General features: G+C 51.0%; 20 protein-coding genes and 1 other annotated feature. Of the genes, 15 read left to right on the plus strand and 5 right to left on the minus strand.

What is annotated here, in order from left to right:
• Positions 1-7: 7 nt before the first annotated feature.
• The 7 genes from C7E00_RS06830 to C7E00_RS06860 all read left to right on the plus strand — a co-directional run bounded on the left by C7E00_RS06830 (position 8) and on the right by C7E00_RS06860 (position 8,305).
• A complete protein-coding gene (locus C7E00_RS06830) occupies positions 8-529 on the plus strand; it encodes an adenine phosphoribosyltransferase (RefSeq protein ID WP_167836617.1) in 522 nt (173 codons plus the stop codon).
• A gap of 77 nt (positions 530-606) precedes the next feature.
• A complete protein-coding gene (locus C7E00_RS06835) occupies positions 607-2,817 on the plus strand; it encodes a RelA/SpoT family protein (protein WP_105303583.1) in 2,211 nt (736 codons plus the stop codon).
• Positions 2,818-2,860: 43 nt separating this feature from the next.
• Positions 2,861-3,071 (plus strand) — a binding site (T-box leader).
• Between the two features lie 39 nt (positions 3,072-3,110).
• Positions 3,111-4,376 carry a histidine--tRNA ligase gene (gene hisS, locus C7E00_RS06840; RefSeq protein WP_105303584.1) on the plus strand — a complete coding sequence of 422 codons (1,266 nt, stop codon included), beginning with the start codon at positions 3,111-3,113 and terminating at the stop codon, positions 4,374-4,376.
• A 4-nt stretch (positions 4,377-4,380) separates the two neighbouring features.
• Complete coding sequence (gene aspS, locus C7E00_RS06845; RefSeq protein ID WP_105303585.1) at positions 4,381-6,132, plus strand: aspartate--tRNA ligase; 1,752 nt, start codon at positions 4,381-4,383, stop codon at positions 6,130-6,132.
• Between the two features lie 733 nt (positions 6,133-6,865).
• Positions 6,866-7,006, plus strand: coding sequence for a hypothetical protein (locus C7E00_RS16180; protein ID WP_167836504.1), 141 nt, complete (start codon positions 6,866-6,868; stop codon positions 7,004-7,006).
• Positions 7,006-7,347, plus strand: a complete 342-nt coding sequence (locus C7E00_RS06855) for a PadR family transcriptional regulator (protein WP_105303587.1) — start codon at positions 7,006-7,008, stop codon at positions 7,345-7,347. The genes C7E00_RS16180 and C7E00_RS06855 overlap by 1 nt, the downstream gene beginning before the upstream one ends.
• 22 nt (positions 7,348-7,369) lie before the next feature.
• Positions 7,370-8,305, plus strand: a complete 936-nt coding sequence (locus C7E00_RS06860; RefSeq protein WP_167836505.1) for a DUF4097 family beta strand repeat-containing protein — start codon at positions 7,370-7,372, stop codon at positions 8,303-8,305.
• Between the two features lie 55 nt (positions 8,306-8,360).
• Here the strand turns inward: C7E00_RS06860 and C7E00_RS06865 are convergent, their stop codons facing one another.
• On the minus strand, positions 8,361-9,692 hold the full coding sequence (locus C7E00_RS06865; protein ID WP_167836506.1) for a D-alanyl-D-alanine carboxypeptidase family protein: 1,332 nt from the start codon (positions 9,690-9,692) through the stop codon (positions 8,361-8,363).
• Between the two features lie 109 nt (positions 9,693-9,801).
• Between C7E00_RS06865 and C7E00_RS06870 the strand changes: the two genes are divergently transcribed.
• From C7E00_RS06870 to C7E00_RS06905, 8 genes are all read left to right on the plus strand, one after another.
• A complete protein-coding gene (locus C7E00_RS06870; RefSeq protein WP_105303590.1) occupies positions 9,802-10,017 on the plus strand; it encodes a YneF family protein in 216 nt (71 codons plus the stop codon).
• Between the two features lie 167 nt (positions 10,018-10,184).
• Entirely contained in the window at positions 10,185-13,736 is a 3,552-nt protein-coding gene (gene nifJ / locus C7E00_RS06875; RefSeq protein ID WP_105303591.1) for a pyruvate:ferredoxin (flavodoxin) oxidoreductase, read from the plus strand.
• Between the two features lie 174 nt (positions 13,737-13,910).
• A complete protein-coding gene (locus C7E00_RS06880) occupies positions 13,911-14,948 on the plus strand; it encodes an LTA glycolipid anchor biosynthesis glycosyltransferase, IagA/BgsA family (RefSeq protein ID WP_105303592.1) in 1,038 nt (345 codons plus the stop codon).
• Between the two features lie 16 nt (positions 14,949-14,964).
• Positions 14,965-16,020, plus strand: coding sequence for a lysylphosphatidylglycerol synthase transmembrane domain-containing protein (locus C7E00_RS06885; protein ID WP_135358183.1), 1,056 nt, complete (start codon positions 14,965-14,967; stop codon positions 16,018-16,020).
• Positions 16,021-16,031: 11 nt separating this feature from the next.
• Complete coding sequence (locus tag C7E00_RS06890) at positions 16,032-18,020, plus strand: glycosyltransferase (protein ID WP_105303594.1); 1,989 nt, start codon at positions 16,032-16,034, stop codon at positions 18,018-18,020.
• A 3-nt stretch (positions 18,021-18,023) separates the two neighbouring features.
• Positions 18,024-18,965, plus strand: a complete 942-nt coding sequence (locus C7E00_RS06895; protein ID WP_105303595.1) for a 3'-5' exoribonuclease YhaM family protein — start codon at positions 18,024-18,026, stop codon at positions 18,963-18,965.
• A gap of 3 nt (positions 18,966-18,968) precedes the next feature.
• Positions 18,969-20,294: a Mur ligase family protein gene (locus tag C7E00_RS06900; RefSeq protein ID WP_105303596.1), complete on the plus strand. Its 1,326-nt coding sequence runs from the start codon at positions 18,969-18,971 to the stop codon at positions 20,292-20,294.
• On the plus strand, positions 20,284-21,030 hold the full coding sequence (locus C7E00_RS06905) for a type 1 glutamine amidotransferase (RefSeq protein WP_105303597.1): 747 nt from the start codon (positions 20,284-20,286) through the stop codon (positions 21,028-21,030). Before C7E00_RS06900 ends, C7E00_RS06905 begins: the two co-directional genes overlap by 11 nt.
• Before the next feature lie 13 nt (positions 21,031-21,043).
• On the opposite strand, the gene C7E00_RS06910 is transcribed toward C7E00_RS06905, so the two are convergent.
• The 4 genes from C7E00_RS06910 to C7E00_RS06925 all read right to left on the minus strand — a co-directional run bounded on the left by C7E00_RS06910 (position 21,044) and on the right by C7E00_RS06925 (position 25,437).
• Entirely contained in the window at positions 21,044-21,439 is a 396-nt protein-coding gene (locus C7E00_RS06910) for an HIT family protein (protein ID WP_105303598.1), read from the minus strand.
• Positions 21,440-21,726: 287 nt separating this feature from the next.
• Positions 21,727-23,028 (minus strand): IS3 family transposase, encoded by a 1,302-nt coding sequence (locus C7E00_RS06915; protein ID WP_105302472.1) that lies wholly within the window; start codon positions 23,026-23,028, stop codon positions 21,727-21,729.
• Positions 23,029-23,048: 20 nt separating this feature from the next.
• Complete coding sequence (locus C7E00_RS06920; protein WP_105302473.1) at positions 23,049-23,489, minus strand: hypothetical protein; 441 nt, start codon at positions 23,487-23,489, stop codon at positions 23,049-23,051.
• A gap of 13 nt (positions 23,490-23,502) precedes the next feature.
• Positions 23,503-25,437 (minus strand): IS3 family transposase, encoded by a 1,935-nt coding sequence (locus C7E00_RS06925; protein WP_105302474.1) that lies wholly within the window; start codon positions 25,435-25,437, stop codon positions 23,503-23,505.
• Between the last annotated feature and the right edge of the window lie 8 nt (positions 25,438-25,445).

A 25,445-nucleotide genomic window follows, 5' to 3' on the forward strand; every position in this document is an offset into this window, starting at 1 on the left:
CATGGCCATTGATCTGAAAGACTACATTGCCAGCATTCCTGATTTCCCGACCAAGGGAATCCTGTTTCGCGACGTAACCCCGATTCTGGAAAACGGTCCGGCATTCCAGGAGGCAGTACGTCAGCTGACTGATTATGCAAAAAGCGTGAATGCGGATATGATTGCCGGTCCGGAAAGCCGCGGATTCATTTTCGGCTGCCCGGTTGCGATCAGCCTGGGAGTCGGATTCGCAGTTGTCCGCAAGCCGGGCAAGCTTCCGCGCGAGACCATTTCCTGCAAGTATGATCTGGAGTATGGTTCCAATGAGCTGTTCATGAACAAGGACAGCATCAAGCCGGGACAGCGTGTCGTCATCATCGACGACTTACTGGCTACGGGCGGAACTGCGAAAGCAACTGCTCAGATGGTAGAACAGATGGGCGGCGTTGTTGCGGGCTGCGCATTCGTCATCGAACTGGATGGTCTGCCTGGCAGAGAAACACTGAAGGATTATGATGTCTTCCGCATCATGAATCTCTCCGATCACTGATCTGGCTTTTAAGAATGCACTGAAAAATCGAAGAGCTCTTCTCTTCGGTTTTTTGTAAAGAAAGGGGGTGCGGGTCAATGGCAGAAGTCAAGAATGCAGGCGTCAGCGACGTGCTGGAGGAAGCGGGGAAGTATATTCATAAACCGGAGAATCTGGCGCTGATCCAGCATGCGGCAAACTATGCGGCAGAACACCATGCTGGCCAGTTCCGGCGCAGCGGCGAACCTTATACCGTTCATCTGAATAATGTAGCCTACATCCTGGCCACGCTGAAATGCGGACCGAAGACCATTGCCGCAGGCTTTCTGCACGATACGATTGAAGATACCGGCGTCTCGAAAGAAGAACTGGCCGCCGAATTCGATCCGGAGATCGCAGATCTCGTGGAAGCCGTCACGAAAGTCGGAACCCTCGAATACAAAGGCAAAGATGATCCGGAATACCAGGCAGCCAATCACCGCAAGATCTTCATTGCGATGGCCAAGGATGTCCGCGTCATCCTGATCAAGCTCGCCGACCGTCTCCATAATATGCGGACGCTGGAATATCAGCCGGAAGCCAGCCAGCAGCGCATTGCCGCAGAAACGCTCGACGTCTATGCGCCGATTGCCCACCGGCTTGGTATCAGTTCCATCAAGAACGAACTCGAAGATCTTTCCTTCTATTACCTGAACCGCGAAGAATACTACCGCATCGCGCATCTCGTTGAGGCCAAGAAGACCGAACGCGATGCGTCTGTGCAGAAGATGATTGCCGAGATTTCGGCCATGCTGAAAGAACATGGGCTGGAATTCCGCATCTTCGGCCGCTCCAAGCATCTGTACTCCATCTATCACAAGATGGTCGTCCGCAACAAGCGCTTCGATGAGATCCTCGATCTATTGGCGATCCGCATTGTCACGAAGACTGAGCTCAACTGCTATGAGATCCTCGGATACATTCATGCAAAGTACCGGCCGATCCCGGGCAGGCTGAAGGATTATATCGCCGTTCCGAAGACGAACATGTACCAGTCCCTGCATACGACGATCATCGGTGATGAAGGCAAGATCTTCGAGGTGCAGATCCGTACCGAAGAGATGGATGCCATCGCTGAACGAGGCGTTGCCGCACACTGGCGCTACAAGGAAGGCTCCAGATACGATCCGAAGACCGAGCAGAAAGAGATTGAAGACAAGCTCTCCTGGTTCCGCGACTTCGCCGTATTCACCGGTGAGAACGAGAACGAATCTGCTTCGGAATACATGGCCACCCTGCAGAAGGATGTCTTTGAGGCAAACGTCTATGTCATGACGCCGAAGGGCAGGGTCATTGACCTTCCGAATGGCGCCACCCCGATTGATTTTGCCTACCGCATCCATACCGATGTCGGCCATACCGCCGTCGGTGCGATCGTCAATGATGCGATGGTGCCGCTGAATACCGAGCTGCATACGGGCGATGTCGTTCAGATCAAGACGATGAAGGGCACCGGCCCTTCCGAAGACTGGCTGAAATTCGTCAAGACGAATCAGGCTAAGCAGAAGATCAAAGCCTACTTCGCCAAGAAGGAAACCGAAAAGCGCGAGCAGCTGATCGATGCCGGCGAGAAAGTGCTCAGCGATGAACTGCGCAAGCGCGGCTTCGATCCGAAAGACTGGATGGACAAGAAGAAGCTCGAGAATATCTCGAACCAGTTCTCTGCCCAGACCTATACCGATCTGATGTACGGCTTAGCTGTCAAGACGATCAATCCGACCTCTGTCTGCGAGAAGCTGACAAACCAGAAGCGCTCGCTGAATGACAACGAGTCCATGCAGAAGCTGCTCTCCCGGGAACCTTCCCGCAAGCAGCACGTCCAGACTCGTACCGGCATCATCATTCCTGGCATCGAAGCCATGAAGCTTTCGATTGCCCAGTGCTGTCTGCCGGTATATGGCGATGACATTGTCGGCTTCGTGACCAAAGGCGAGGGCGTCAAAGTCCATCGGGCCGACTGTCCGAATGTCGCCTCGGAAAAAGCCCGCATCATGCATGTCGAATGGGACGAGGAGAATCCGGATCGTGTCTATGACAGCGATCTGACGATTTCTGTCCATGACCGCAGCTTCCTGCTGACGGATATCGTGACAGCTGTCTCGCAATCAAGAGCACCATTGATCAAGGTCAGTGCGGATGCCAACCAGGAAACCTTGATGACCCTCATCAAGCTGAAGATCCAGGTTCATAATCTTGCCCAGCTCACCACATTGATCGCAAATCTGCGCAAGGTGGAAAGCGTGATTTCCGTCGAGCGGGCGGTGCACTAGAAACGCTTGCCCAACCCGATCTGCGCATGTATAATGCAGTCGTACAAATTCCTAGACGAAGAAATTTCCTGAAGAAGGACTGGCAGAGACATTCCGGCTGGTGAAAGGAATGGTTCCCGAAACAGGAAAACGACACTTCCGAGAAGACTCCCGAACTCAGTAAGGAGCTCCGTATTCCGCGTTAAGGACCAATGAGTGCATGAACCTTCCGGTTCATGAATCGAGGTGGTACCGCGCAATCCAGCGTCCTCATCTGAAGGACGCTTTTATTTTTCTGTAAGGAGGATCCATTCATGAATTATCAGACTCCAAGAGGCACGTATGACATTCTGCCTGATGAGATCAGCCGCTGGCATGAAGCCGAAGCCCTGATCCGCGAGAAATGCCGTCTGTACCGCTACCATGAGATTCGCACGCCTTATTTCGAATCTACCTCCGTCTTTGCCCGCAAAAACGACAGCTCCGATATGGTCAATAAGGAGATGTACAGCTTCGGCAGCGGCGACGAAAGCTATACCCTGAGACCAGAAGGAACGGCAGGCGTCATCCGCGCCTTCGATCAGCACAAGCTCTACGGCTCGATGGAAATGCCGGCCAAGTTCTATTACATGGGCCCGATGTTTCGCCATGAGCGTCCGCAGAAGGGCAGACAGAGACAATTCACGCAGTTCGGCGTCGAAGCCTTGGGTGTCCGTTCTCCGCAGCTCGATGCGGAGTGCATTGCCCTTGGCATTGACATTGTCAAAGCCCTCGGCATCCGTTCTGTGAAGGTATGCATCAATACACTCGGCGATGATGAGTCAAGAGCTGCCTACCGGGCTGCTCTGAAGGAATACTTTACGCCGCATATCAATGAGCTCTGCAGCGATTGCCACCGCCGCCTGGAACAGAATCCGCTGAGAATTCTCGACTGCAAGGTGGATGCCGAAAGCCCGATTCTCAAAGGTGCTCCGCGGCTCAGCGACTATCTCAACGAAGCCTCGAGACAGTACTTCCAGGAAGTGCTTGCTTCGCTGGATGCGCTTGGCATTCCGTATGAAGTTGACGACCGCCTGGTAAGAGGCCTGGACTACTACACGCATACGGTCTTCGAAGTCAAATCCGTCCGTCCGGATGCCGGCGCCCAGTCGACGATCTTCGCCGGCGGCCGCTATGACCATCTGATCGAATACTTCGGCGGACCCGAGATGTCCGGCATCGGCTTTGCGATCGGCATGGAGCGTCTGCTGTCTCTGGCTGCAGATGAAGGCCATGTATTTCCGGATGAGAATACGACCGATGTCTATGTCATCGGCATCGGCAATACTGCTTCCTCAGTGCTGCCGTTTGCTGAACAGCTGCGTACGGCAGGCTTTGTCACCGAAGGAAATCTTGTCGGCCGTTCCCTCAAGGCGCAGTTCAAGAGCGCGGATCGCAGCGGCGCGAAGTACATCGCTATCATGGGCGAAGAAGAAGTTCAGAACGGCACCGTCAACCTGAAGAAAGCAGGCGGCGAACAGGTGAATGTCCGCCTCGATCAGGCGATCGATACTCTGAAGCAGTGGGAAGAAGGGAAATAACAGAATGGAACGCACATGTGGAAACGGCACTCTCAGAAAAGAAGATGCCGGCAAATCTGTCACGCTGATCGGCTGGGTCAGCAAGAGAAGAAACCTCGGAAGCCTGGTCTTCGTGGACCTCAGAGACCGCTCTGGCATCTGCCAGATCGTCTTTGATGAGACGATGGCTGAGCAGGTAAAAGACGTCCGCTCGGAATACATCCTGCAGGTATGGGGAAACGTACAGCTGCGCAAAGATGCCAATCCGAAGATGGCAACCGGCGAGATCGAAGTCCATGCTGAGAAGGTGAAGATCATCAACACCGCCAATACGACGCCGATCACAATCAGCGACGACACCGACGCTTCGGAAGATGTCCGTCTGAAGTACCGGTATCTGGACCTCAGAAGACCGTCTCTTCAGCATAATCTGATGGTGCGCCATCGCATCTGCATGATTGCCCGCAATGTCCTGGATTCCGAAGGCTTCGTCGAAGTGGAAACTCCGATCCTGGCTCGCTCGACCCCAGAAGGGGCAAGAGACTATCTCGTTCCTTCCAGAATCTACAACGGACGCTTCTGGGCGCTGCCGCAGTCCCCGCAGATCTTCAAGCAGCTGCTGATGATCGGCGGCATGGAGAAGTATTTCCAGATTGCTCGCTGTTTCCGCGATGAGGATCTGCGTGCAGATCGTCAGCCGGAATTCACTCAGATCGATATTGAGATGAGTTTCATCGATGAAGAAGACATCTTCGCAGTTGTCGAGCATCTGATGAAGGAAATCTTCCGCGATATCCGTCATGCGGAACTCGAAGACCACTTCATCCGCATCACCTGGAATGAATGCATGAAGCGCTTCGGATCCGATAAGCCGGATCTGCGCTTCGGCAATGAGATCCAGGATCTCTCTGATCTGTTCAAGGACACGCAGTTCCATATCTTTGCGGACTGCCTGAGCAACGGCGGTGAGATCGATGCGATCAAGTTTGAAAACGCAGCTGACAAGTACAGCCGAAAAGCTCTTGATAAGCTGCAGGAATTCATCCGTTCCGGCTTCAAGGCACATGCGCTCGCTTACCTGAAGATGGAGAACGGAGTGCTCTCCGGTTCCATTGCCAAGGGGCTTTCCGAAGAAGAGAAGCAGGCAGTGATTTCCAGACTGGACCTCAAGGACAATGATCTCGTCCTGGTTGTTGCGGACAAGCCGCGGGTTGCAGAAACCTCTCTCGGTGCACTGCGTGTGAAGCTTGCCCATGAACTCGGACTCGTGAAGAATAATGTCTTCAAGTTCCTGTGGGTTACGGAATTTCCGATGTTCGAATGGTCTGAAAGCGATCAGCGCTGGGTTGCGGCACATCATCCGTTCACTGCTCCGAAAGAGTCTGATATCGACAAGCTCTTCACGGATCCGGAACACGTCAGCTCCCGTGCCTATGATCTCGTGCTCAATGGCTATGAACTGCTCTCAGGTTCCATCCGTATCCACGATCAGGAACTGCAGGAGAAGGTCTTCGAAGCCATCGGCCTCACGATGGAACAGGCCAAGCAGAAGTTCGGCTTCTTCCTGGATGCCTTCAAGTTCGGCACTCCGCCTCATGGAGGAGTCGGCATCGGTCTGGAACGCCTCTGCATGGTGATTCTCGGAACGGACAATATCCGTGATGTCGTTGCCTTCCCGACTACCAACAGCTCGCTGGATCTGATGAGCGAATCTCCGAATGTCGTCGATGACGATCAGCTGAAAGTACTCGGCATCGAGATTTCAAAGAAACAGTAATCTTCTGAAAACTATTACAGAAGACCTGGATCAGGAATCCCTCTTCTCACATCATTGCCGGTTGTCAAGACTATACATGAAGAACAGGGATCTGATATAGTTTAATTGCCGGAGGGAACACATATTTTTCCAACACATTGATATAAGGGAGTTCTGACTGGCGACGCCTGTTGTGAATGCCCGGTGCGCCCGGGAATCCTGATGGAAGACCAAGGACACCCACCTCTACTTAAGAGGGAACATATCAACCTTCCGGTAATATTGAGAAATGAGCGGACATCAGTACGGTGCCCGCTTTTCTTTCGCCGCATAGTTCTGAATTCTGCCCAATATGACTGGAAATACGATCCCAGCGTGCATGATTGAGTACGATTCAGAGCTGATGCTGGCAGTGCACTGCCTTCTGAGAACGGCGGCGGATCATGGACCTGCTGTGCCTTTTCCGTTAATTTTCCCGTAGGAAACATGGCAGTATTTCTGCAGAAAGACTGAGCAGAAATTCTGACTCTTCAGAACAATAAAATCTTCTTCAGAGCATTCTGCGGAAACACATTTCTGCAAGTTCAGAATCTTCAGGACTGCAGTTTTTTTATCTGCGGAACGATCATCTATTCTCCGCAGGCCGATTTCTGATAGACATTTAAGCATCAGCGATAAATACAATATATTTTTAACTAAGATACATTGACAGATGAGGTAACTAAGAATATATTATGGGTGTGAGGTAAAGGGTATGAAGAAGAATGAAACCGAGAAGAAAGCATTGCGGAAAGACCAGAAAGAAATCCGCATCTACCATGCGCCGGTAACGGAATGGGAGAAGAACATGGCAAAGGTTCATGGCGTGATTGATTACACTGGAAGGAGAAGCTGATGGCTGGAATTGCTGCAGATCTGATCCGTGGGAATACTGATCTCATCATTCTCCGGTTTCTGAAAGATCATGATAGCTATGGCTATGAAATCAACAAGAAGATCCGGGAACTGTCAGAGGGAAAGTATGAACTGAAGGAAGCTACCCTGTATACCGCCTTCCGCAGACTCGAGCAGGATGGGCTGATTGAATCCTACTGGGGTGATGAAAACAATGGAGCAAGAAGACGGTATTACCGGATCACGGATTCAGGAAAAACAAGGTATGAACAGGGGATTCAGGAATGGGAAGATGCCCAGAACCTGATTGAAAAGCTGATCCGCTCGGATGATCAGAAGTGAGCGACCAAGAAAGGACAATGATATGAATCGTCTCAGAGTTTATATTGAGGGATTATTTGCCAGCTTTGATTCTTCGAAGGAAGTAGAAGAGCTCAAGGAAGAACTGCTCGCCAATTGCGAGGACCGGTATCAGGAATGCATCGAAAGCGGACAGAGTGAGGCAGAAGCATTCATGACCGTGATCGATTCCATCGGAGATCTTTCCGGAATTCTTGAAGAAATCCGGAAAAAGGAGGGCAGAAGCCCGATGAATCTCCGAAACTCCCTACAGGTGATGGCTGCCTCTCAGCAGGAATCAGAAGAATCAGAAACTACGGAAAATTATCCGAAAGAAATCACGGAACTGGAAATCAATGTTACCAGCACTGATGTTGTTCTGGTCGGAACGGACAGCGGTCTGCTGGAAGTGGAATGCGGCAGCAATATGGACCAGCATGTCTCCGGAAATAAGCTGACGATCCAGGAACATACCATCATCAGCAGGTTCTTCGGGTTCAGCATCTCCGATGGTTCCGATAAAGATCTGATCGTGCGTTTTCCGAAAGGACTTCAGAAGGTCACGATTCATACTGCTTCCGGCGATCTGAACTTTGAGAAGCCGATGGCAGAGGAATGGTCTGTTACGTCTGCCTCCGGGGATCTGAACGGAGAACTTGCTCAGGCAGAACGCTTTGCGATCAGGACTGCTTCAGGTGACCTCGATCTGTCATTCCCCGGGTTTGAACAAGGATCGATCACGTCCGCAAGCGGCGATGGACATCTGAACCTGAAGAATGATTTTCAGGATCTCAGGATCAAATCTGCTTCCGGTGATTATGAGATTGATACTTCCCGTATTTCCGGAGCAGAAGTGAACTTCACATCGGTGTCCGGAGATGCGGAAATCCGCACGCATCTGATCCAGGGAACCAACCGGATTGATGTCACGACGACCAGCGGAGATCTGCAGGTATTCTGATGACAGAGAAAGGGAGCAGCTGAATGGCTGCTCCCTGCATGCATGATTCCTTGCTTCAGCTGTGGCGCCGATGTTTCCGATTGCGGCGCTTTTTTCTGACTCTCGCATTATGGATCTGCACATGGATGATGCGGATCAAGAGAAGAATCAGAACAACCAGGGCTATGGCGAAGACACGGTGATTCGTCCAGAGATCATCCAGCCTGGCCAGGATCACGGCAAGCGTGCTTCTGGATACGGACTGATCTGAAACTGCTGAAGCAGTATAGAGAATCTGATCATTCACTGACACAGAGTAGGTACCAAGCTGCTGACCTGCGCTGATGGGTGCTTCGATCGTTTCCGGAAGATCTGAGACAATGGAGACTTCTGCATCTGACGGAAGATCCATGGTCACGGTATCTGCTGCGGAAGTTTCTAAGGTTGCCTCCGGCAGGGAATAGACGACCGGGATCGAGGCGATGGACTGGCCGGCTTCTAAGATGGTTCTGCGGCTGTAGTTCTGGGCATACCAGTTATAAAGCGTGGCCGCATCGGCGACATGGCCGGTTCCTTCGCTCTGTCCGGTGACCAGGATCAGATGCATCCCATTGACTTCGGCATGACTGGCGAGACATCTGCCGGCTTCTGTCGTATAGCCGGTCTTCCCGCCGAGGAAGCCATCGATGGAATAGCTGTTTTCGCCATTGTTGACCATGGACCAGACAGAAGAGGAGAGCGTTACCGTCGTGCCGGACGCATCAATCGGTCCGGTCGTATAGGAAGGGGTTAAGAGAATCTGACAGAACGTATCGTTCTGAATGCAGTACTGCAGCAGGATGGCCATATCATGGGCGGTACTGTAATGATCGCTGTCATGAAGACCGGTCGCATTGGCAAAGTGCGTATCATTCATGCCGAGTTCTGCAGCTTTCTCATTCATGAGATCGATGAAGGAGGAGACACTGCCGCTGACCGTGATCGCAGCTGCCTGCACGGCATCGGCACCGCTGGGCAGGAGAATTCCATACAGCAGGTCTTTCACCGTTACCGTATTGCCTGGCCAGAAGCCGGCGACGCTGGCATTGGCCTCGATGAGGCCATCCCACATCGCATCGGTGATTGTGACTTCCTGATTGAGATCGAGATGCTCAATTGTCAGGATCGCAGTCATCATCTTCGTCATCGAAGCAGGTTCCATCCGCTCTTCGCCATTGCGGTCCAGCAGAACCTGGTTCGTATCGGCATCCATGAGATAGCAGTACGTGCTGGTGATGGAAGGCGCATTGGTTTCTTCGTAATCCGTGATGGAAGTTTCAGGAGGAGATGCAGGTTCTTCGGCAGAGACAGGAACAGATGTGCTGGCCGACAGCAGCACGAGACAGCAGGCTAATCGCAGTAATTTCATGACTTTTATTCTAGAACCGAAGACACCTGATAGGCAACGCAGGATTGAAAAGGGGAATGTTTCAAGATAGAATAAAAGCATGTTTCAAGGCAGATAGAGGAGTGAGGTTATGTCAGTATTCTGGTCTTCCCTTTTGTGGTTTGTATTAGGCGGTGCCGTCGGCGCGCTGATCAGCTTCTATTTCACAAGAAAGAATTTCGAGAAGCAGCTGAAGGAGAATCCTCCGGTTACGGAGAAGATGATCCGGGCAATGTTCATGCAGATGGGCAGAAAGCCTAGCGAAGCGCAGATCAAAGCGGTCATGCGCTCGATGCAGCAGAAATAACAACAGGAGAAAGCCTTCCGGAAGGCTTTTTCATTTTTTCAGAAATTGCTGAAATAATATACAGAATTGCATATTTCATGGATTCATGCGGGAAATCCCGCAGAAAACAAGTTCATATTTCATGAAAATTTGTCATATAATGAACCCGTAACATAACAGGAGGACATATGAGTTCAGAGAAAAAGGTTTTCCAAGCAATGGATGGAAATACCGCTACTGCGCATAGTGCTTATGCGTTTACTGAAGTAGCAGGAATCTATCCGATCACACCGTCTTCACCGATGGCTGAGAACGTTGATGCATGGGCTACAGCAGGCCGCACCAACATCTTCGGCGATAAGGTTAAGGTGGTTGAAATGCAGGCAGAAGGCGGCGCTGCTGGTGCAGTTCACGGAGCTGCTCAGGGCGGTGCACTTGCGGCAACGTTCACTGCATCCCAGGGACTTCTGCTGATGATCCCGAACCTCTACAAGTGGTCCGGAGAAATGCTGCCGATCGTTCTTCACGTCGCAGCTCGTACATTAGCAACTCATACACTTTCCATCTTCGGCGATCACCAGGACGTCTATGCATGCCGTCAGACTGGTGTTGTCATGATGTGCTCTCACTCCGTTCAGGACTGCATGGACCTGGCTGGCGTTGCTCACCTGATTGCCATTGACGGTTCCGTACCGGTCATGCACTTCTTCGATGGTTTCCGTACTTCTCATGAAATCGACAAGATCGAAGTCATGGATTATGACTATCTGAAGTCCCTGCTGCCGGCTGATAAGCTCGAGGCATTCCGCGCGCATGCGATGAACCCGCATACCAACCCGATTGTCCGCGGCGGCAACGAGAACGATGACGTCTTCTTCCAGGCTCGTGAAGCTCAGAATGAGCACTATGCAGCAGTTGCTGATATCGCTGCTAAGTACATGAAGGCTGTTTCCGAGCACACTGGCCGCAACTATGCACCGTTCACCTATGTCGGTGCTCCGGATGCTGAGCGTGTCATCGTCGCTATGGGCTCCGTTACGGATACCATCACCGAGACGATCAATACGCTGACTGCAGAAGGCGAGAAGGTAGGTCTGATCAAGGTTTATCTGTATCGTCCGTTCTCCGTCAAGTATCTCGAAGCAGTTCTCCCGAAGACGGTCAAGAAGATTGCTGTTCTGGATCGTTCCAAGGAAATCGGCTCCAGAGAGCCGCTGTATCTGGATGTCTGCGATGCCCTCAAGCATCATGAAGGCCTGACCATCATCGGCGGCCGCTACGGACTGTCCTCCAAGGATACCAACCCGTCTGACATCAATGCAGTTTATGAAGAACTCAAGAAGGATAATCCGAAGGAAGAGTTCACGCTGTCCATCAACGATGATGTGACGCATCTGTCTCTGGATCCGGTTCCGCTGAAGGTGAAGTCCGATTATACTTCCTGCCTGTTCTTCGGTCTTGGTTCTGATGGAACTGTCGGCGCGAACAAGTCCACCGTCAAGATCATCGGCAACAACACGGATCTGTATTCCCAGGCTTATTTCCAGTACGACTCCAAGAAGGCCGGCGGCGTTACCCGTTCGCATCTGCGTTTCGGCAAGTCCCCGATCCATTCTCCGTACTACATCGATCAGGCAGACTTCATCTCCTGCTCGCTGGACAGCTACTGCTACAAGTTCGACATGGTCCGTCAGCTGAAGGAAGGCGGCACGTTCCTTCTGAACACAACCTTCTCTGCAGACGAGATTGCTTCCAAGATGCCGAACCGCATGCTCGCAGGTCTTGCTAAGAAGCATGCAAACTTCTACATCATCAACGCTACCCGTCTGGCGATCGAGTGCCATATGGGCCGTCATACCAATACGATCCTGCAGTCCGCATTCTTCAAGCTCAATGAGCAGATCATGCCGTACAGCAAGTCCCTCGAGCTCATGAAGGACAGTGCTAGACATACCTATGCTCGCAAGGGTGAGGATGTCGTCAATGCCAACATCTCCGCAATTGAGATGGGCGGCTCCGGACTGGTCAAGGTCGATGTGAAGCCGGAATGGGCTGATCTCGACTGCAGCGCTCCGCTGTACACGACCACAGGCGATCGCCACTATGATGATTTCGTCCAGCGCATCAACGCCCTCGAAGGCGAAGATATGCCGGTATCCGAATTCATGAAGGAAGATGTCATCGATGGATCGATTCCTGAGAACATCGCATTCCGTGAGAAGAGAGACATTGCTGCTCTGGTTCCGGCATGGGATTCTGCTAAGTGCATCGAGTGCGGCAAGTGCGGATTTGCATGCCCGCATGCTACGATCCGTTCCTTCCTGCTGACTCCGGAAGAAGAGGCTAAGGCTGCTGAGATCGCTAAGGAAAATGGTGCTGAGTGGTCCGTCAAGGATGCTTCCCCGATGTACAAGGGAGCTAAGGATGCCGGCTTGAAGTTCCGTATCCAGATCAGCCCGATGAACTGCGTAGGCTGCGGCGTCTGCATTACCGTCTGCCCGACCAAGGCACTCTCTGCTATGGATGTCAACACCCAGCGCAACGAAGAGCCGGTTGCTGATTACCTCTACAAGAAGACTTCTTACAAGTCTCAGTATGGCAACCCTGCTACCGAAGCTGGCATATCTCTGATGCGTCCGTACTTCGAAGTCTCCGGCTGCTGCCCAGGCTGCGGCGAAGCTCCGTACTATCGTCTTGCTACCCAGCTGTTCGGCAAGGACATGATGGTTGCTAACGCTACCGGATGCTCGATGATCTACTGCTCCGCAATTCCTTCTACTCCGTTTGCTACGGATGAGAATGGCGAGGGTGTCACCTGGGCAAACTCCCTGTTCGAAGACAACGCTGAATACGGCTTCGGTATGGCTGTTGCACAGACTTACAAGGAAGCTCGTATCCTGAAGATCATGGAAGAGAACCTCGATAAGGTTGAACCGGAACTTAAGGCAGACTTCCAGACTTATATCGATGCGAACGATGACCGTGAGAAGCAGAGAGCTGTCAAGGACAAGCTCGTTGCTGACCTCAAGGCAAGCTCCAACGAAGCAGTCAAGGAACTGCTCAATATGGAACGCGATCTCGTCGGCAAGTCCGTTTGGATCATCGGCGGCGATGGCTGGTCCTATGATATCGGCTACGGCGGACTCGATCACGTCATGGCTAACAACCTGAACGTCAACGTTCTCGTTCTCGATACCGAGACCTATTCCAACACTGGCGGACAGGCTTCCAAGTCCTCCCAGGCTTCTGCAATCGCGAAGTTCGCTGCTGGCGGCAAGCCGACTGCTAAGAAGGACATGGGCCAGATCTTCATGGAATATGGTACCTGCTATGTTGCTTCCGTATCCATGGGTGCAAACCAGACTCAGACCATCCGTGCATTCAAGGAAGCTGAGAGCTACAATGGTCCGTCCATCATCATCGCTTACAGCCCTTGCGCAGAGCATGGTATCAAGGGCGGCCTGATCAAGGCTCCGCTTGTCCAGAAGGCAGCAGTAGAGTGCGGCTACACGGTTCTGTACCGTTATGATCCGCGTCTCGAGAAGCCGCTGACCATCGACTCCAAGGAGCCTGACTGGACGAAGTTCAATGCCTTCCTGATGAATGAGGCTCGTTACTTCAATCTGCCGAAAGTCAGAGGCGAGGAAGTTGCAGAGAAGATGTTCGCAAAGACACTCTCCGATGCACAGGTCCGTTACAACAAGCTTGTCAGCAAGGTCAAGCTGCAGAACGAACAGTAATTCCTGAATCACGAAGAGACATCTCTCAGAAATGGGAGGTGTCTTTTTTTATGCCTGAAAAGCAGGAATTCAGCAATTCTTAAGAAAGATTACAGATTCCGGGGATGATCCTTGACTATCTTTTTGCAGATACTACGGAGTACAATAGACATGTTCACGAGGAAAGAATGTTTTATGAAAATTCTCCTGTATTTTGAAAGTGAAAGTCTGATTCAGACTTCCGGAATCGGAAGGGCTTTTGAGCATCAGAAAGAAGCTCTGACTTCGGCTGGAATCGAATATACGACAGATCCGTGGGATGAGGATTACGACATTCTTCATATCAATACCTACGGAGTCAATTCCAATGCGATCATCAGCCATGCAAGAAAGCTTGGCAAGAAGGTGATCTACCATGCGCATTCCACGGAGGAAGACTTCCGCAACAGTTTCGTGCTGTCGAATCTGATGGCACCGGTGTTTAAGAATCGTCTTGTCTCTCTGTATACGCAGGCGGATGCGATCATCACACCGACTCCGTATTCCAGAAAGCTATTGATGAACTATGGCATCAAGCTTCCCATCTATCCGGTCAGCAACGGCATTGAGCTGGATCAGTTCCAGCCGGATGAAGAGAAGGTCAAGGCTTATCGCCAGTACTTCAGCCTGAAGGAAGGGGATAAAGTGATCCTCTCGGTTGGCCTGCCATTTGAACGCAAAGGCATTCTGGACTTCGTCGAGATTGCCAAGCGGATGCCGGAATATAAGTTCATCTGGTTCGGTGAAATCAATCCGCTGGCTGTCCCTGCAAAAATCAATGAAGTCGTGGAGAATCATCCGATCAACTGCCTGTTCCCGGGCTATGTCAAAGGACCTATCATCCAGGGAGCCTATCTTGCGGCGGATTGTTTCTTCTTCCCGTCTTACGAAGAAACGGAAGGAATTGTGGTTCTAGAAGCACTTGCCAGCCGCCAGCAGGTCATCGTGCGTGATATCGGCGCATTTGATCCATGGCTCAAGAGCGGCGTGAACTGCTATAAGGGAACCTCCAACAGCGAATTCATCCATCTGATCCGCCAGTGCGTGGAACATCAGATTCCGGATACATGCGATGCCGGCTATGAAGTAGCGAAGACCCGTTCGATTGACCGCATCGGCCAGCAGCTGAAACATGTCTATGAAACCGTGCTGAGCGGTCAGTTCGATCCGGAAGATCCTGCTCTGCTTGGCTGAGCAGCGGATTCTTTCTATGAAGCGTCTCAAGAAATTATTTTCGAGCTACTGGTTCAATTCCCTCCTGATTGTGGGCCTTGCCGTCCTGGTGCTGTATCTGACCCTGCAGAACAATTCTGCAGAAGTGCTTCAGATGCTGAAGAATGCGGACCGCGGATGGCTGATTCTGGTTGCCGCAATGGTGATCGGAATCCGTCTTCTGAACGGGCTTGCCATCAAATGGGAATGCAACCTGAGCTTTCCGCAGTATACCTGGCTGCAGGGCGTGGTCAATGCCTTTACCGGAGGCTTCTTCAATGAGATCACTCCGAGTGCTACGGGCGGACAGTTTGCCCAGGTATATATCTTCCGCAAGCAGGGAATTCCGGCCAGCAGCGCTGCGGGAGTACTGTGGATGAATTTCATCCTGTACCAGAGCACGATGGTCGGATCGGTGTTTCTATTGATCCTGCTGCGGTTCCATCACTTCTATACGACTTATTCCCAGTTCTTCCTGATTGTCATTCTCGGCTTCATCGTGAATTCGGCAGTCATCGTTGGACTATGGGCTATGGGCAGATTTCCGAAGTTCTATACCTGGGTATGCACGACTGGCGTCATGATCGGCAGCAAGCTTCATCTGATCAAGGACAAGGACAAGGCAATCGACAGCCTGAACAAGCAGCTGGACCGGTTCGGCAGGGAAGTTGATATTCTGCGCCATCATAAGGAAAAGATTCCGCAGGTTGTCAGCACGCATCTGCTGCGGCTGATGCTGTACTATGCGATTCCGTATTTCTGTGCCAAAGCGCTGCACATGCCGGTGGACATCTCCGCGCTTCTCGATGTCCTGGCATTGTCTTCGTTTGTTTCGATGGTCACTTCGTTTGTGCCGCTGCCTGGGGCAAGCGGGGGAAGCGAAGCCGTATTCGTGCTGATGTTCTCAACGATTTTCGGAAGAAATCATGTCAGTGCGGTGATGCTGATCTGGCGTTTCATGACGTATTATTTTGATATGGCTCTCGGGGGCATTGTCTTCCTGATCGCCAGGAATCAGAAAGACGTTCCGACGATGCAGGAACGGATAGAGTAAAGGAGAATCAAATGAGAATCGGATTATTTTCAGACACTTTCCCGCCTGATATCAATGGTGTTGCTAACAGCACCTCCATCCTGCGCAATGAACTGAAGAAACATGGCCATGAGGTCTATGTCGTTGCGCCAAGAGCCGGAAGAGGCTGGGCAGAATGGAATGAAGACCATACGGTTCTTCGTTTAGCAGGCATTGAGCTCAAGCAGCTCTATGGCTATGTGATGACGAGTCCGTTCCATATCAATGCCCTCAATGAGATCCGCAAGCTGAATCTTGATGTGATCCATGCTCAGACCGAATTCGGAGTCGGCATCTTTGCCCGGATCTGCGCAAAGAATCTTTCGATTCCGCTGGTCAGCACGTACCATACGACGTACGAAGACTATACGCACTATGCCAACCTGTTCAATTCTGAGCGGTTTGATCAGGAAGCCAAGAAAGCGGTTGCCTATCTGTCCCGTCTTTACGGAGACAGCTCGGTCGAGGTCATTGCGCCTTCGATGAAGACGAAGGAGCTGCTGGAAAAGTATCATGTCCGTTCTGACATTCACATTGTTCCTACCGGTCTGGAACTGGATCAGTTTGCGCCAGGAAAGAATCCGGAAAAGCGGACGGAAATCCGCACGAAGTTCGGAATTCCGCTGGATGCGAAGCTGGTTGTATATGTCGGCCGCATTGCCGAAGAGAAATCGCTGGATATGGTCATCGACGGATTTGCCGAGGCAGATCAGCGCGGGGATCATATCTATTTCCTGATTGTCGGAAGCGGCCCGGATGCCGAGAAGGAAAAGCAGAAAGTCGAATCGCTCGGTCTGTCTGACCGCATCATCTTTGCCGGTGCAGTTCCTTCCTCAGAGGTTGCGGATTACTATCGGTCTGCCGATGCGTTTGTGTCCGCCTCTCTGTCCGAGACACAGGGCATGACGTTCATTGAAGCGATGGCCAGCGGTCTGCCGCTCTTTGCAAGAAAAGATGTCGTACTTGAAGAGCTGCTGCTCGATGGGAAGACCGGCTGGTATTTCAGCGATGCGCATAGTCTTGCTGATCATCTCGAGATCTTCCTCAATACCTCTGATGAGGCTCTGAAGGAGATGAGTGCAGCGGCACTGAATCAGGTGAAGCCATACAGCAGCGAAACGTTCTATGAGAAGGTGCTGCAGGTCTACCATGATGCGATTGATTCCTATGAGCATATGCTCATTGTCGAAGACGTCAGAGTCAAGGATGATATCGTTCAGCTGTTCCTTTCGGATATGCAGGGCGGCAGCGAGGATATCCGTCTTTCCATGACTCTGGATGACTATTACAATGAAGGCATCCGCAAAGGCGGAAAGCTTTCCAGCCACAAGATTGAAGAGATCCGGAACAATGAGTCGGCAGTCCTGGCCTATGAAGGCTGCCTGAAGCGGATCCTTGCCAAAGATCGCACCCGCAAGGAAATCTATGACTGGCTGACCCAGAATACGGATTGCAGCATTGAGGCAATCAACCGCATCGTCGACCGCCTGGAGCAGAAGGGCTACCTGAACGATGAGCGGTACTGCGAAGAGAACATCAGCCGCATGAAGGTAGCGCTTCTAGGCGAAGAGCGCATTCTGCGCGAACTGCGCAAGCGCGGCATACCGGCAGAGATGATTCAGCAGAAGCTTGCGGAACGACCTGCCGATGAACTGGAACATGCGAGAGAGTATGCGGAGAAGGCTTCGAATTCGATTCATGATGACAGTGTGCTGATGAAGCAGAAGAAGCTGAAGTCGAAGATGATGCAGAGGGGTTTCAGTTCAGAGATTTCAGATTCCGTGATCCGGGAGATGGATTTCACGGAGGATGAGCATAATGAGCTGGAAAATCTGCGCCGCTGTGCCCAGAAGGCCAGAAAGCGTTATGAGAAGAAGTATGACTCCACGCAGTTAAGGAATCATGTGTTCCGCTATTGTGCGGCCCAGGGTTATCAGGCGGAAGATATCTACGCAATACTGGATGAAATGGAGTGGAAATAAGAGATGACGAAAGTCAGAGAGTTTCGGGAAAAGGACCGGCTGACGCAGCCTCTTCTGATCAAGAGCTGCGTGAAGGGAGTCACGCAGAAAGGGGCTCCTTATCTGAATCTGGCCCTTCAGGACAATACCGGCATCATAGACGGAAAGCTCTGGGATGCCAAGCCGGAAGACATGCAGAATGCGGTTGCCGGCCATGTGGCAGAGCTGAGCTTTGAGGTGCTGGAGTACAATAACAACCTGCAGTTACGGGTCAACCGGATCAGGGATCTCGATCAGGATGCAGTGGATCTCAGCGAGTATGTGATGTCTTCGCGCATGAGCAGAGAAGAGCAGAAACAGAAGATCAATGGCTATATCTGCTCGATTTCCAATGCGAATCTGAAAACGCTGGTGCAGGGCATGTATGACAAGGTCGGAAAGAAGTTCTATGATTATCCGGCGGCTTCGAGAATTCATCATAACTATCTCGGGGGGCTGGCAGAGCATACACTTGGCATGGCGGCGCTGGCCGAGGATGTGGCCGGGCTGTATCCGTTTCTGAACCGGGATCTTCTGATTTCCGGAGTTCTCGTGCATGATCTTGGCAAGACGGCAGAGCTTGGCGGCGTGATTTCTTCAGAGTATACCGAAGAAGGAAGACTGATCGGACATATCTCGATCGGCCATGGCTGGCTGATGGAGGTTGCCGAGCAGAAAGGACTTGAGCACACGGAAGAAGCATTGCTGTTAAGGCATATGATCCTGAGCCATCATGGCAAGCAGGAATTCGGTTCGCCTGTGCTTCCGGAGGTTCCGGAGGCGGAGGCACTTTCGTTAATTGATAATATGGATGCCCGGATGAATACGCTGAACCAGACGCTTTCCACGGTGAAGCCCGGGCAGTGGAGCCAGCGGCTGTTTGCGCTGGAGAACCGGCAGTTCTATCGTTCGAAACTGGAGAAGTAGCGTATGGATATCCGTTTAGGCATCGTTCAGGCAATGCATGCGGTTCTCTCGAAGACAGGAAGGGGAGGATCGCTTCCCGGCTCGCTTGCGCTGAAACTGGATCCGCACTTCCTGGAAAAATTCCGCATGCCGCCGATCGTTGTCCTGGTCACGGGAACCAATGGCAAGACAACGACTTCAAATCTCATTGCGGAAAGCTTGAGGGCTTCGGGATTGAAGGTCGTGAACAACCATCGCGGCGACAATCTGAATGTCGGAATCGCCACGCTTTTAGCTAGCAGCAGCGATTCGCATTTTCATGTGCAGGCAGATGCAGCGGTCATCGAAGTTGATGAACTGACCCTGTACCGCCAGTTTGCAAACCTGCATCCGACGGCTCTTGTCGTGACGAACTTCTTCCGCGATCAGCTTGATCGGGCTGGTGAGATGGAGACCATCATACGCAAGATCATGAAAGTCACCGAGAACTTTGAGGGCGATCTGATTCTGAACGGGGATGATCCCAATGTTCTCAGGATCGGGGAGAACGCGAAGAAAGCCAGGATTCATTACTTCTCGGTCGGCGAGAATATGATCAGCCGCAATGTCAGCGATGAAGCAAGTGAGGGCAAGTTCTGCCCGCGATGCGGCAGACCGCTGATCTATGACTATTATCAGTATTCTCATATTGGACGGTTCCATTGTCCGTATGATGGCTTCGGCAATATCCGACCGGATCTTCAGGTAACAGAAGTAGATTATGATCATGGCACATTCACGGCCGATGGAACGGTTTATCATTCGTTCCTGAATACGATCTATGCCGTATATAACTGTGCTTCAGTGCTCTGTCTCATGAAGACGCTGAAGCTGGATCCTTCTGCGGCGAATCAGGTATTTGCGACCTATCAGCTCAAAGAAGGCCGCAATGAGGTATTCGAGCTCAGCCAGCCATGCACGATCAACCTGGTCAAGAATCCGACGGGGGCCAATGAAGTTATGAAATTCATCTGCGCCCAGCCTGGAGAAAAGAATCTCTGTATTTTCCTGAATGACAATGATCAGGATGGACATGACATCTCCTGGATCTGGGATGCCCATTTCGAGCGGCTCGGGGATCCGCTGATCAGAACCATCGTCTGCTCGGGATTGAGGGCCTATGATATGGCACTGAGATTGAAGTATGAGGATATTCCGATGTCGCGCATCCGCGTCATCGAGGACAGCACAGAGGCAATCCGCTGGCTGGATGAGCAGAATCTTCAGAGCTATGTGATCTCCACGTATACAGCTCTGCATCCGACCAGGGCAATCTTGAAACGGGAGGCTGCGAAACATCATGGATCTTAAGATACTGTGGATGTATCATGACCTGATGGATCTCTATGGCGACAAGGGAAATATCCAGGTCCTGAAGACTAGATGCGCCGAACGGAAGATTCCGTGTATCGTCGATACCTGCGGCATCGGCGAGGAACGGGATCCGAGGAATTATGATCTGTTCTTCTTAGGCGGAGGAGCAGACCGGGAGCAGGAGATGATCTACCAGGATCTTCTGACCCGGAAGCCTCTGATTGAAGAAGCGATGGCCCAGGGAACTGCGTTCTTACTGATCTGCGGCGGCTATCAGCTGTTCGGAAAGTATTACCGCGATCAGGATGGGAATCAGGTCCCTGGTCTGAATCTGTTTGATTATTATACGGAAGCTTCAGATCGCGATCATCGCTGCATCGGCAATATTGCGGTAGAAGCACATATGGATGGCGATACGTTTGAGGCAGTCGGCTTCGAGAACCATGGCGGCCAGACGATGAATGTCGCAACGCCATTTGCCAAAGTGCTGAGCGGTCATGGCAATACGTTTGACGGCCGCAGTGAGGGTTTTGTGAATGACCAGGTTCTGGCTACTTACATGCATGGACCGCTTCTGCCGAAGAATCCGAAGATCGCTGATCTTGTGACGAGGCGTGCATTGAAAAAGCGGTTCGGCGAAGTCACGCTGGAACCGCTTGATGATACGCTGGAAAATAAGGCAAGAGAAGTCATACTGAAACGTCTGCATGTACATGACGAAACAAAAGGCTGATTCGTTCAGCCTTTTATTTTGCCGTGACTTTTGCCAGCACTTCGTCCAGATCCTGCTTGGTCGGAGTTTCCCTGAAACCGAAGCCGTCATCTTTGCCATAGCGGGGGATGATGTGGAAGTGCAGATGATCGACACTCTGACCGGCTGCGGCGCCGCAGTTCGTGATGACGTTGACTCCTCCCGCACCGGTGTTCTTCATGATCTGACCTGCCAGCATGTGCACGACATGCATGACCTGTTCGATGGTTTCTTCGTCTGCTTCGACGAAGTTGCGGACATGTTTCTTCGGCATGACAATCGTATGGCCGTAGGTCAGCTGGGAGATATCCAGGATAGCCAGAACATTCTCATCTTCATAGACTACCTTGGATGGAATTTTGTGATCGATGATATCGCAGAATACGCACATAGATAGATTTGCCTCCTCCACTGTATTATAGAAGAAAGAAGCCCTTCCGGCCAGCCGGATAAAGTGGCCCCGTTGTCAAGGACAGTTTTCTGACAGTTCGGGTTTCTGAGGGTCACATGCATTGATCAAGACGGAAGACAGCTGAATCATAGCTGTCTTCTTTCTGTATTCAGCAGGTTTCAGAGAGATGTTTCCGGATCATCAGTGCTCGGATGATTCATTCTGCGCATGACGAAAACATCTTCTGGCCAGGGGAAGTAAGCTGCTCTATTCTTTCTGTGCCTGTATCAGTAAAGAGCGTCCATTTCTGTGACGTAGTCAAATGGCGGTGTGTTCTTCCATTCCTGCGGATTCTCAAGCTTCTTCTTCAGTTCTTCATCTGCTGTTTCGTAAGCTTTTCCTGCTGCTCTCACTCGCTCCAGAAGTGCTTCCAGTTCTCTGATTTCCTCATTGGAGTCTTCAATGAGCGTATTCAGTTTCTGAATTTCTTTCTTCAGCTTCTTCTGATCTGTCGCAATGATGTGCATCGGAAGGAGCTTCTTTTCTGCTTCCTTCTTCTTCTGAACGTTTTCTTCCCGCTTCTTCTTCAGATAGTTCAGATGATCCTCTACCAGGCTTTCAACCGGCCTCATCCGATCTCCTGCGATACCGTAGTAGTTATCTAATGGATAGACTCCTGTAGTCTTGTACTGATAGAACTCCGCAGGAGTAAGACCGGCAAGATCATACTGATAAGCTTTCTCATTGTAGTGGTGCATATAGCCTGCAATCAGATCTCTGACTGTCTGATAGTCCGGACACATCTCGATCAGCTTCAGAAGCTGGCACTTCATTCTTCCGAAGAAGGATTCCATCGGTGCGTTGTCCTGGCTGTTCCCTCGCCTGGACATGGACTGCACGAAGCCGTCATCTTCGAGCAGCTTCTGAAAGGTAACGGACAGGTACTGACTCCCCTGATCGGAATGAATCAGAGCGTCCGGATGATTCAGTTCGCTGCGATGCTGGTCCATCATACGGTGATAGGCTTCTGTAACCAGAGAGACATCCATATGCCTGCTTACTGCTGATCCCAGGATTTCCCTCGTGAATCCATCCTTGAACGCACACAGATAGCAGAGCTCGCGATTACTTCCATAGTAGAGATAGGTAATGTCTGTCAGGATCACTTTCCGCGGGCTGTCACCGAAGTCACGATCGACATAGTTCTGCTTGGCATCACATGGATGGAAATGAGTTGCCTGTCCCTTATAGGCATCTTTATGAGGGACATATGCGGTAATGCGCATTTCTTTCATCAGTCTGGTGATCCGTTTTCTGCTCACCCTGAGATCGTAATCACGCCACAGGTAAGTACGGAAGGTCCGCGCTCCGGGAATTCCGCAGTGCTTATGGATGATTGAGATCATCTTCTCCTTGATCTCCCGGTCTTCTTTCTGCGTTTTCGTTTCCACAGGATTCTCAAATCGTTTCTTCCAGCTGTAATAGCCGCTGGAACTGCAGCCGAAGATCCGGAACAGATCTGATGCCGAGAACTGATGAACATGTCCTGCTGGCTGAGTCTCCTGCTTCTGAAGAGTGTAATACACCATTCTGAACTTCTGATGGTTCTTCAGTTCGGATTCGATGATGTATTCGTCTCCGCCAATAGTTCGTGTACTTTTTTTTCCAGTTCGAGCAGTGCTTCCAGATAAGCTGTCCGTGCTTTGTAATAAGCGGCTTCTTCCTCCGGCGTCAGATCTCCCATCTCATCACGGGGAATACTCCCGTCAAATCTGGAAGGATCAACGAACGATCCGTCTTTCTCCATCTCTCTGGCACGCTTGGCAGCACTGTTTGCACGATCAGTACCCAGTTCCTTTACCGGGAAGCCGAGTGATTCATAAGCTTCCACTCCCGTCATTCCTTTGTTCATCTGCTGACACATCCTGATATAGAACTCCGTCTTGTAGATCAGATTCGTTCCGTGAATGTCCTTCACGTATTCGTTCTTCTCTGCAATTTCCTGAATGGCACTGCGTTTCTCGTAATACTTCGTTTTCTTCTTACCCATCTCTATTACCTCTCTATGATTCCGATGGTATCACAGCACCAAGATCTGCAGCGTGCTTCCGTGCCTTTTCTGCAGACCTGGCCATCATGCGGTCATACTTTGCCTGTTCCCTGGAAAGGTATTCCTGGTATTCCTGCTCAGAAAGATTGTTCAGATAGACGGCAAAGTCCATCGGTGTCTTTCTGCCGCGGTTCCATTGCGGCCGTTCAAAGTTGTAATAGTCAATGTAGTCATTGATTTTCTGCCGGATCTCAGACGTATCATGGGCATCGGAGAAGTCAGCTTCATCTTTCATATGCCCGAAGAAGGATTCCATGGATGCGTTATCCCAGCAGTTTCCACGCCGTGACATGGACTGAACGAATCCCATCTTCTTCAGCTTCTTCTGAAACGCATCGGAAAGATACAGTGCCCCCTGATCGGAATGAAATACCATTCCTGTCGAACAGACGGTATTCTGATCCTGATCTTTCATGATTCCGCTCAGCATCTCATCAGTAAGGTTCAGATCCTGTGTATCGCTTACTGCAGAAGACAGAATCAGGCCGGAAACACTGTCTTTGATCGGAGAGTAATAGGAAGTATTTCCCCGGCAGTCTTTGATATAGGTGACATCTGTCATGACCTGTTCATAAGGTTTCCCAAGACGAAATCTGCGCTTCAGCACATTCTCTTTCCGGTTCCTCTGAAGCAGTTCTCTGGCTGCCTGCCTGGATTTCTTCGGTGCTCTGACCGTACACAGCAGTCCGGCCTTTCTCATCAGCCTCTGAACTTTCTTGCGGTTCATGACCGTCTTCTGCAGCTTCGGCATCATCATGGTCACCATGCGGGTTCCTTTCGGATATCCGCGGTATTCAATCACTTTCCTGATCCGTTCAATGTCTTTCTCATCCTGACGCTGTTTTCCGTTGGAAACATAGTATCTCAGACGATAGAAGCGAGAGTGGCTGAAGCCGAGGATTCTGCACGCACCGCTGATCGAGAATCCTCTGACGTAAGGGAAGGCTTTCACCTGATCATGAATGAGATCACACACTTTCCGGAGAGTCTCAGGAGAAGTAATACGAAGGCTTTCTCTTAGCTCACTCATTTTTCTCTCTTCCATCTTCTCCATCAGCTCGCACAGTTTCTTCGCGGTGCTGAGATCCAGAGCGGCAAGATGAACCTTTCTGTTAACACGATCCGGCTTCCAGTGCAGAAGCTTATATCGAATCCGCATCAGTTCTCCCGCGCTGAGCAAGTCTGCAGGAATCTCAAATACCTGCATTACATCCAGAATCGGAAGGTCTCTGATCAGATAAGCACATTCATAGAATTCTGATCGGAGGGACAGTTTTTTCCGGGTGACTGTTCTGACCCAGGAACAGCTCTTCAGTTCAGAAATCACTTCATCGGAACGGAAAAATTTACCCGTAACAGGTAATTTTCCTTCCAGAAGGAGTTTAAGCCTATGGATTCTCTGATAACCGATCCGGTTCGGATCAATGCCGTGCTCCTTCAGAAGCGTTCTAAGGTCAGTGCCAGGATATCTCCTTATCGCTTCTTTAACGAACGCATCTGAAAAAGAGATGCCGCCACGAGCTCTGACGAATACTCCGGTGTCAATGAGCAGCTGGATTTCTTCTTCTGAAAGCTTCGGCGCAGAAACAGAAATCGAAGGCCCATTTCCATTGGTGGGGTGACCATGTTTTCTGAAATTCTCAGTCAGTTTCTTAATCACTTGGTTCCCTATCATTTTCGTGGAGATTCCATTGTTCTCCAGGAACTTGCGGATCTCGTGATGAGAGACATACCAGTCATACATCCGGCATCTGAACTCATAGGTGAATGCGATGTGATTCGTCCGGATGAATTTCACATTCGGATTAGCCTGGAGAATCTGGATTTCCTCTGGAGAGAAGAATACATAATCAGTTTTAGGATTGCGTTTTCTGGATTTTCTGCCCATAAAAATGG

The sequence above is a fragment of the Anaerolactibacter massiliensis genome (genome assembly GCF_900290205.1).
Classification (GTDB): Bacteria; Bacillota_I; Bacilli_A; order Erysipelotrichales; family Erysipelotrichaceae; genus Bulleidia; species Bulleidia intestinalis.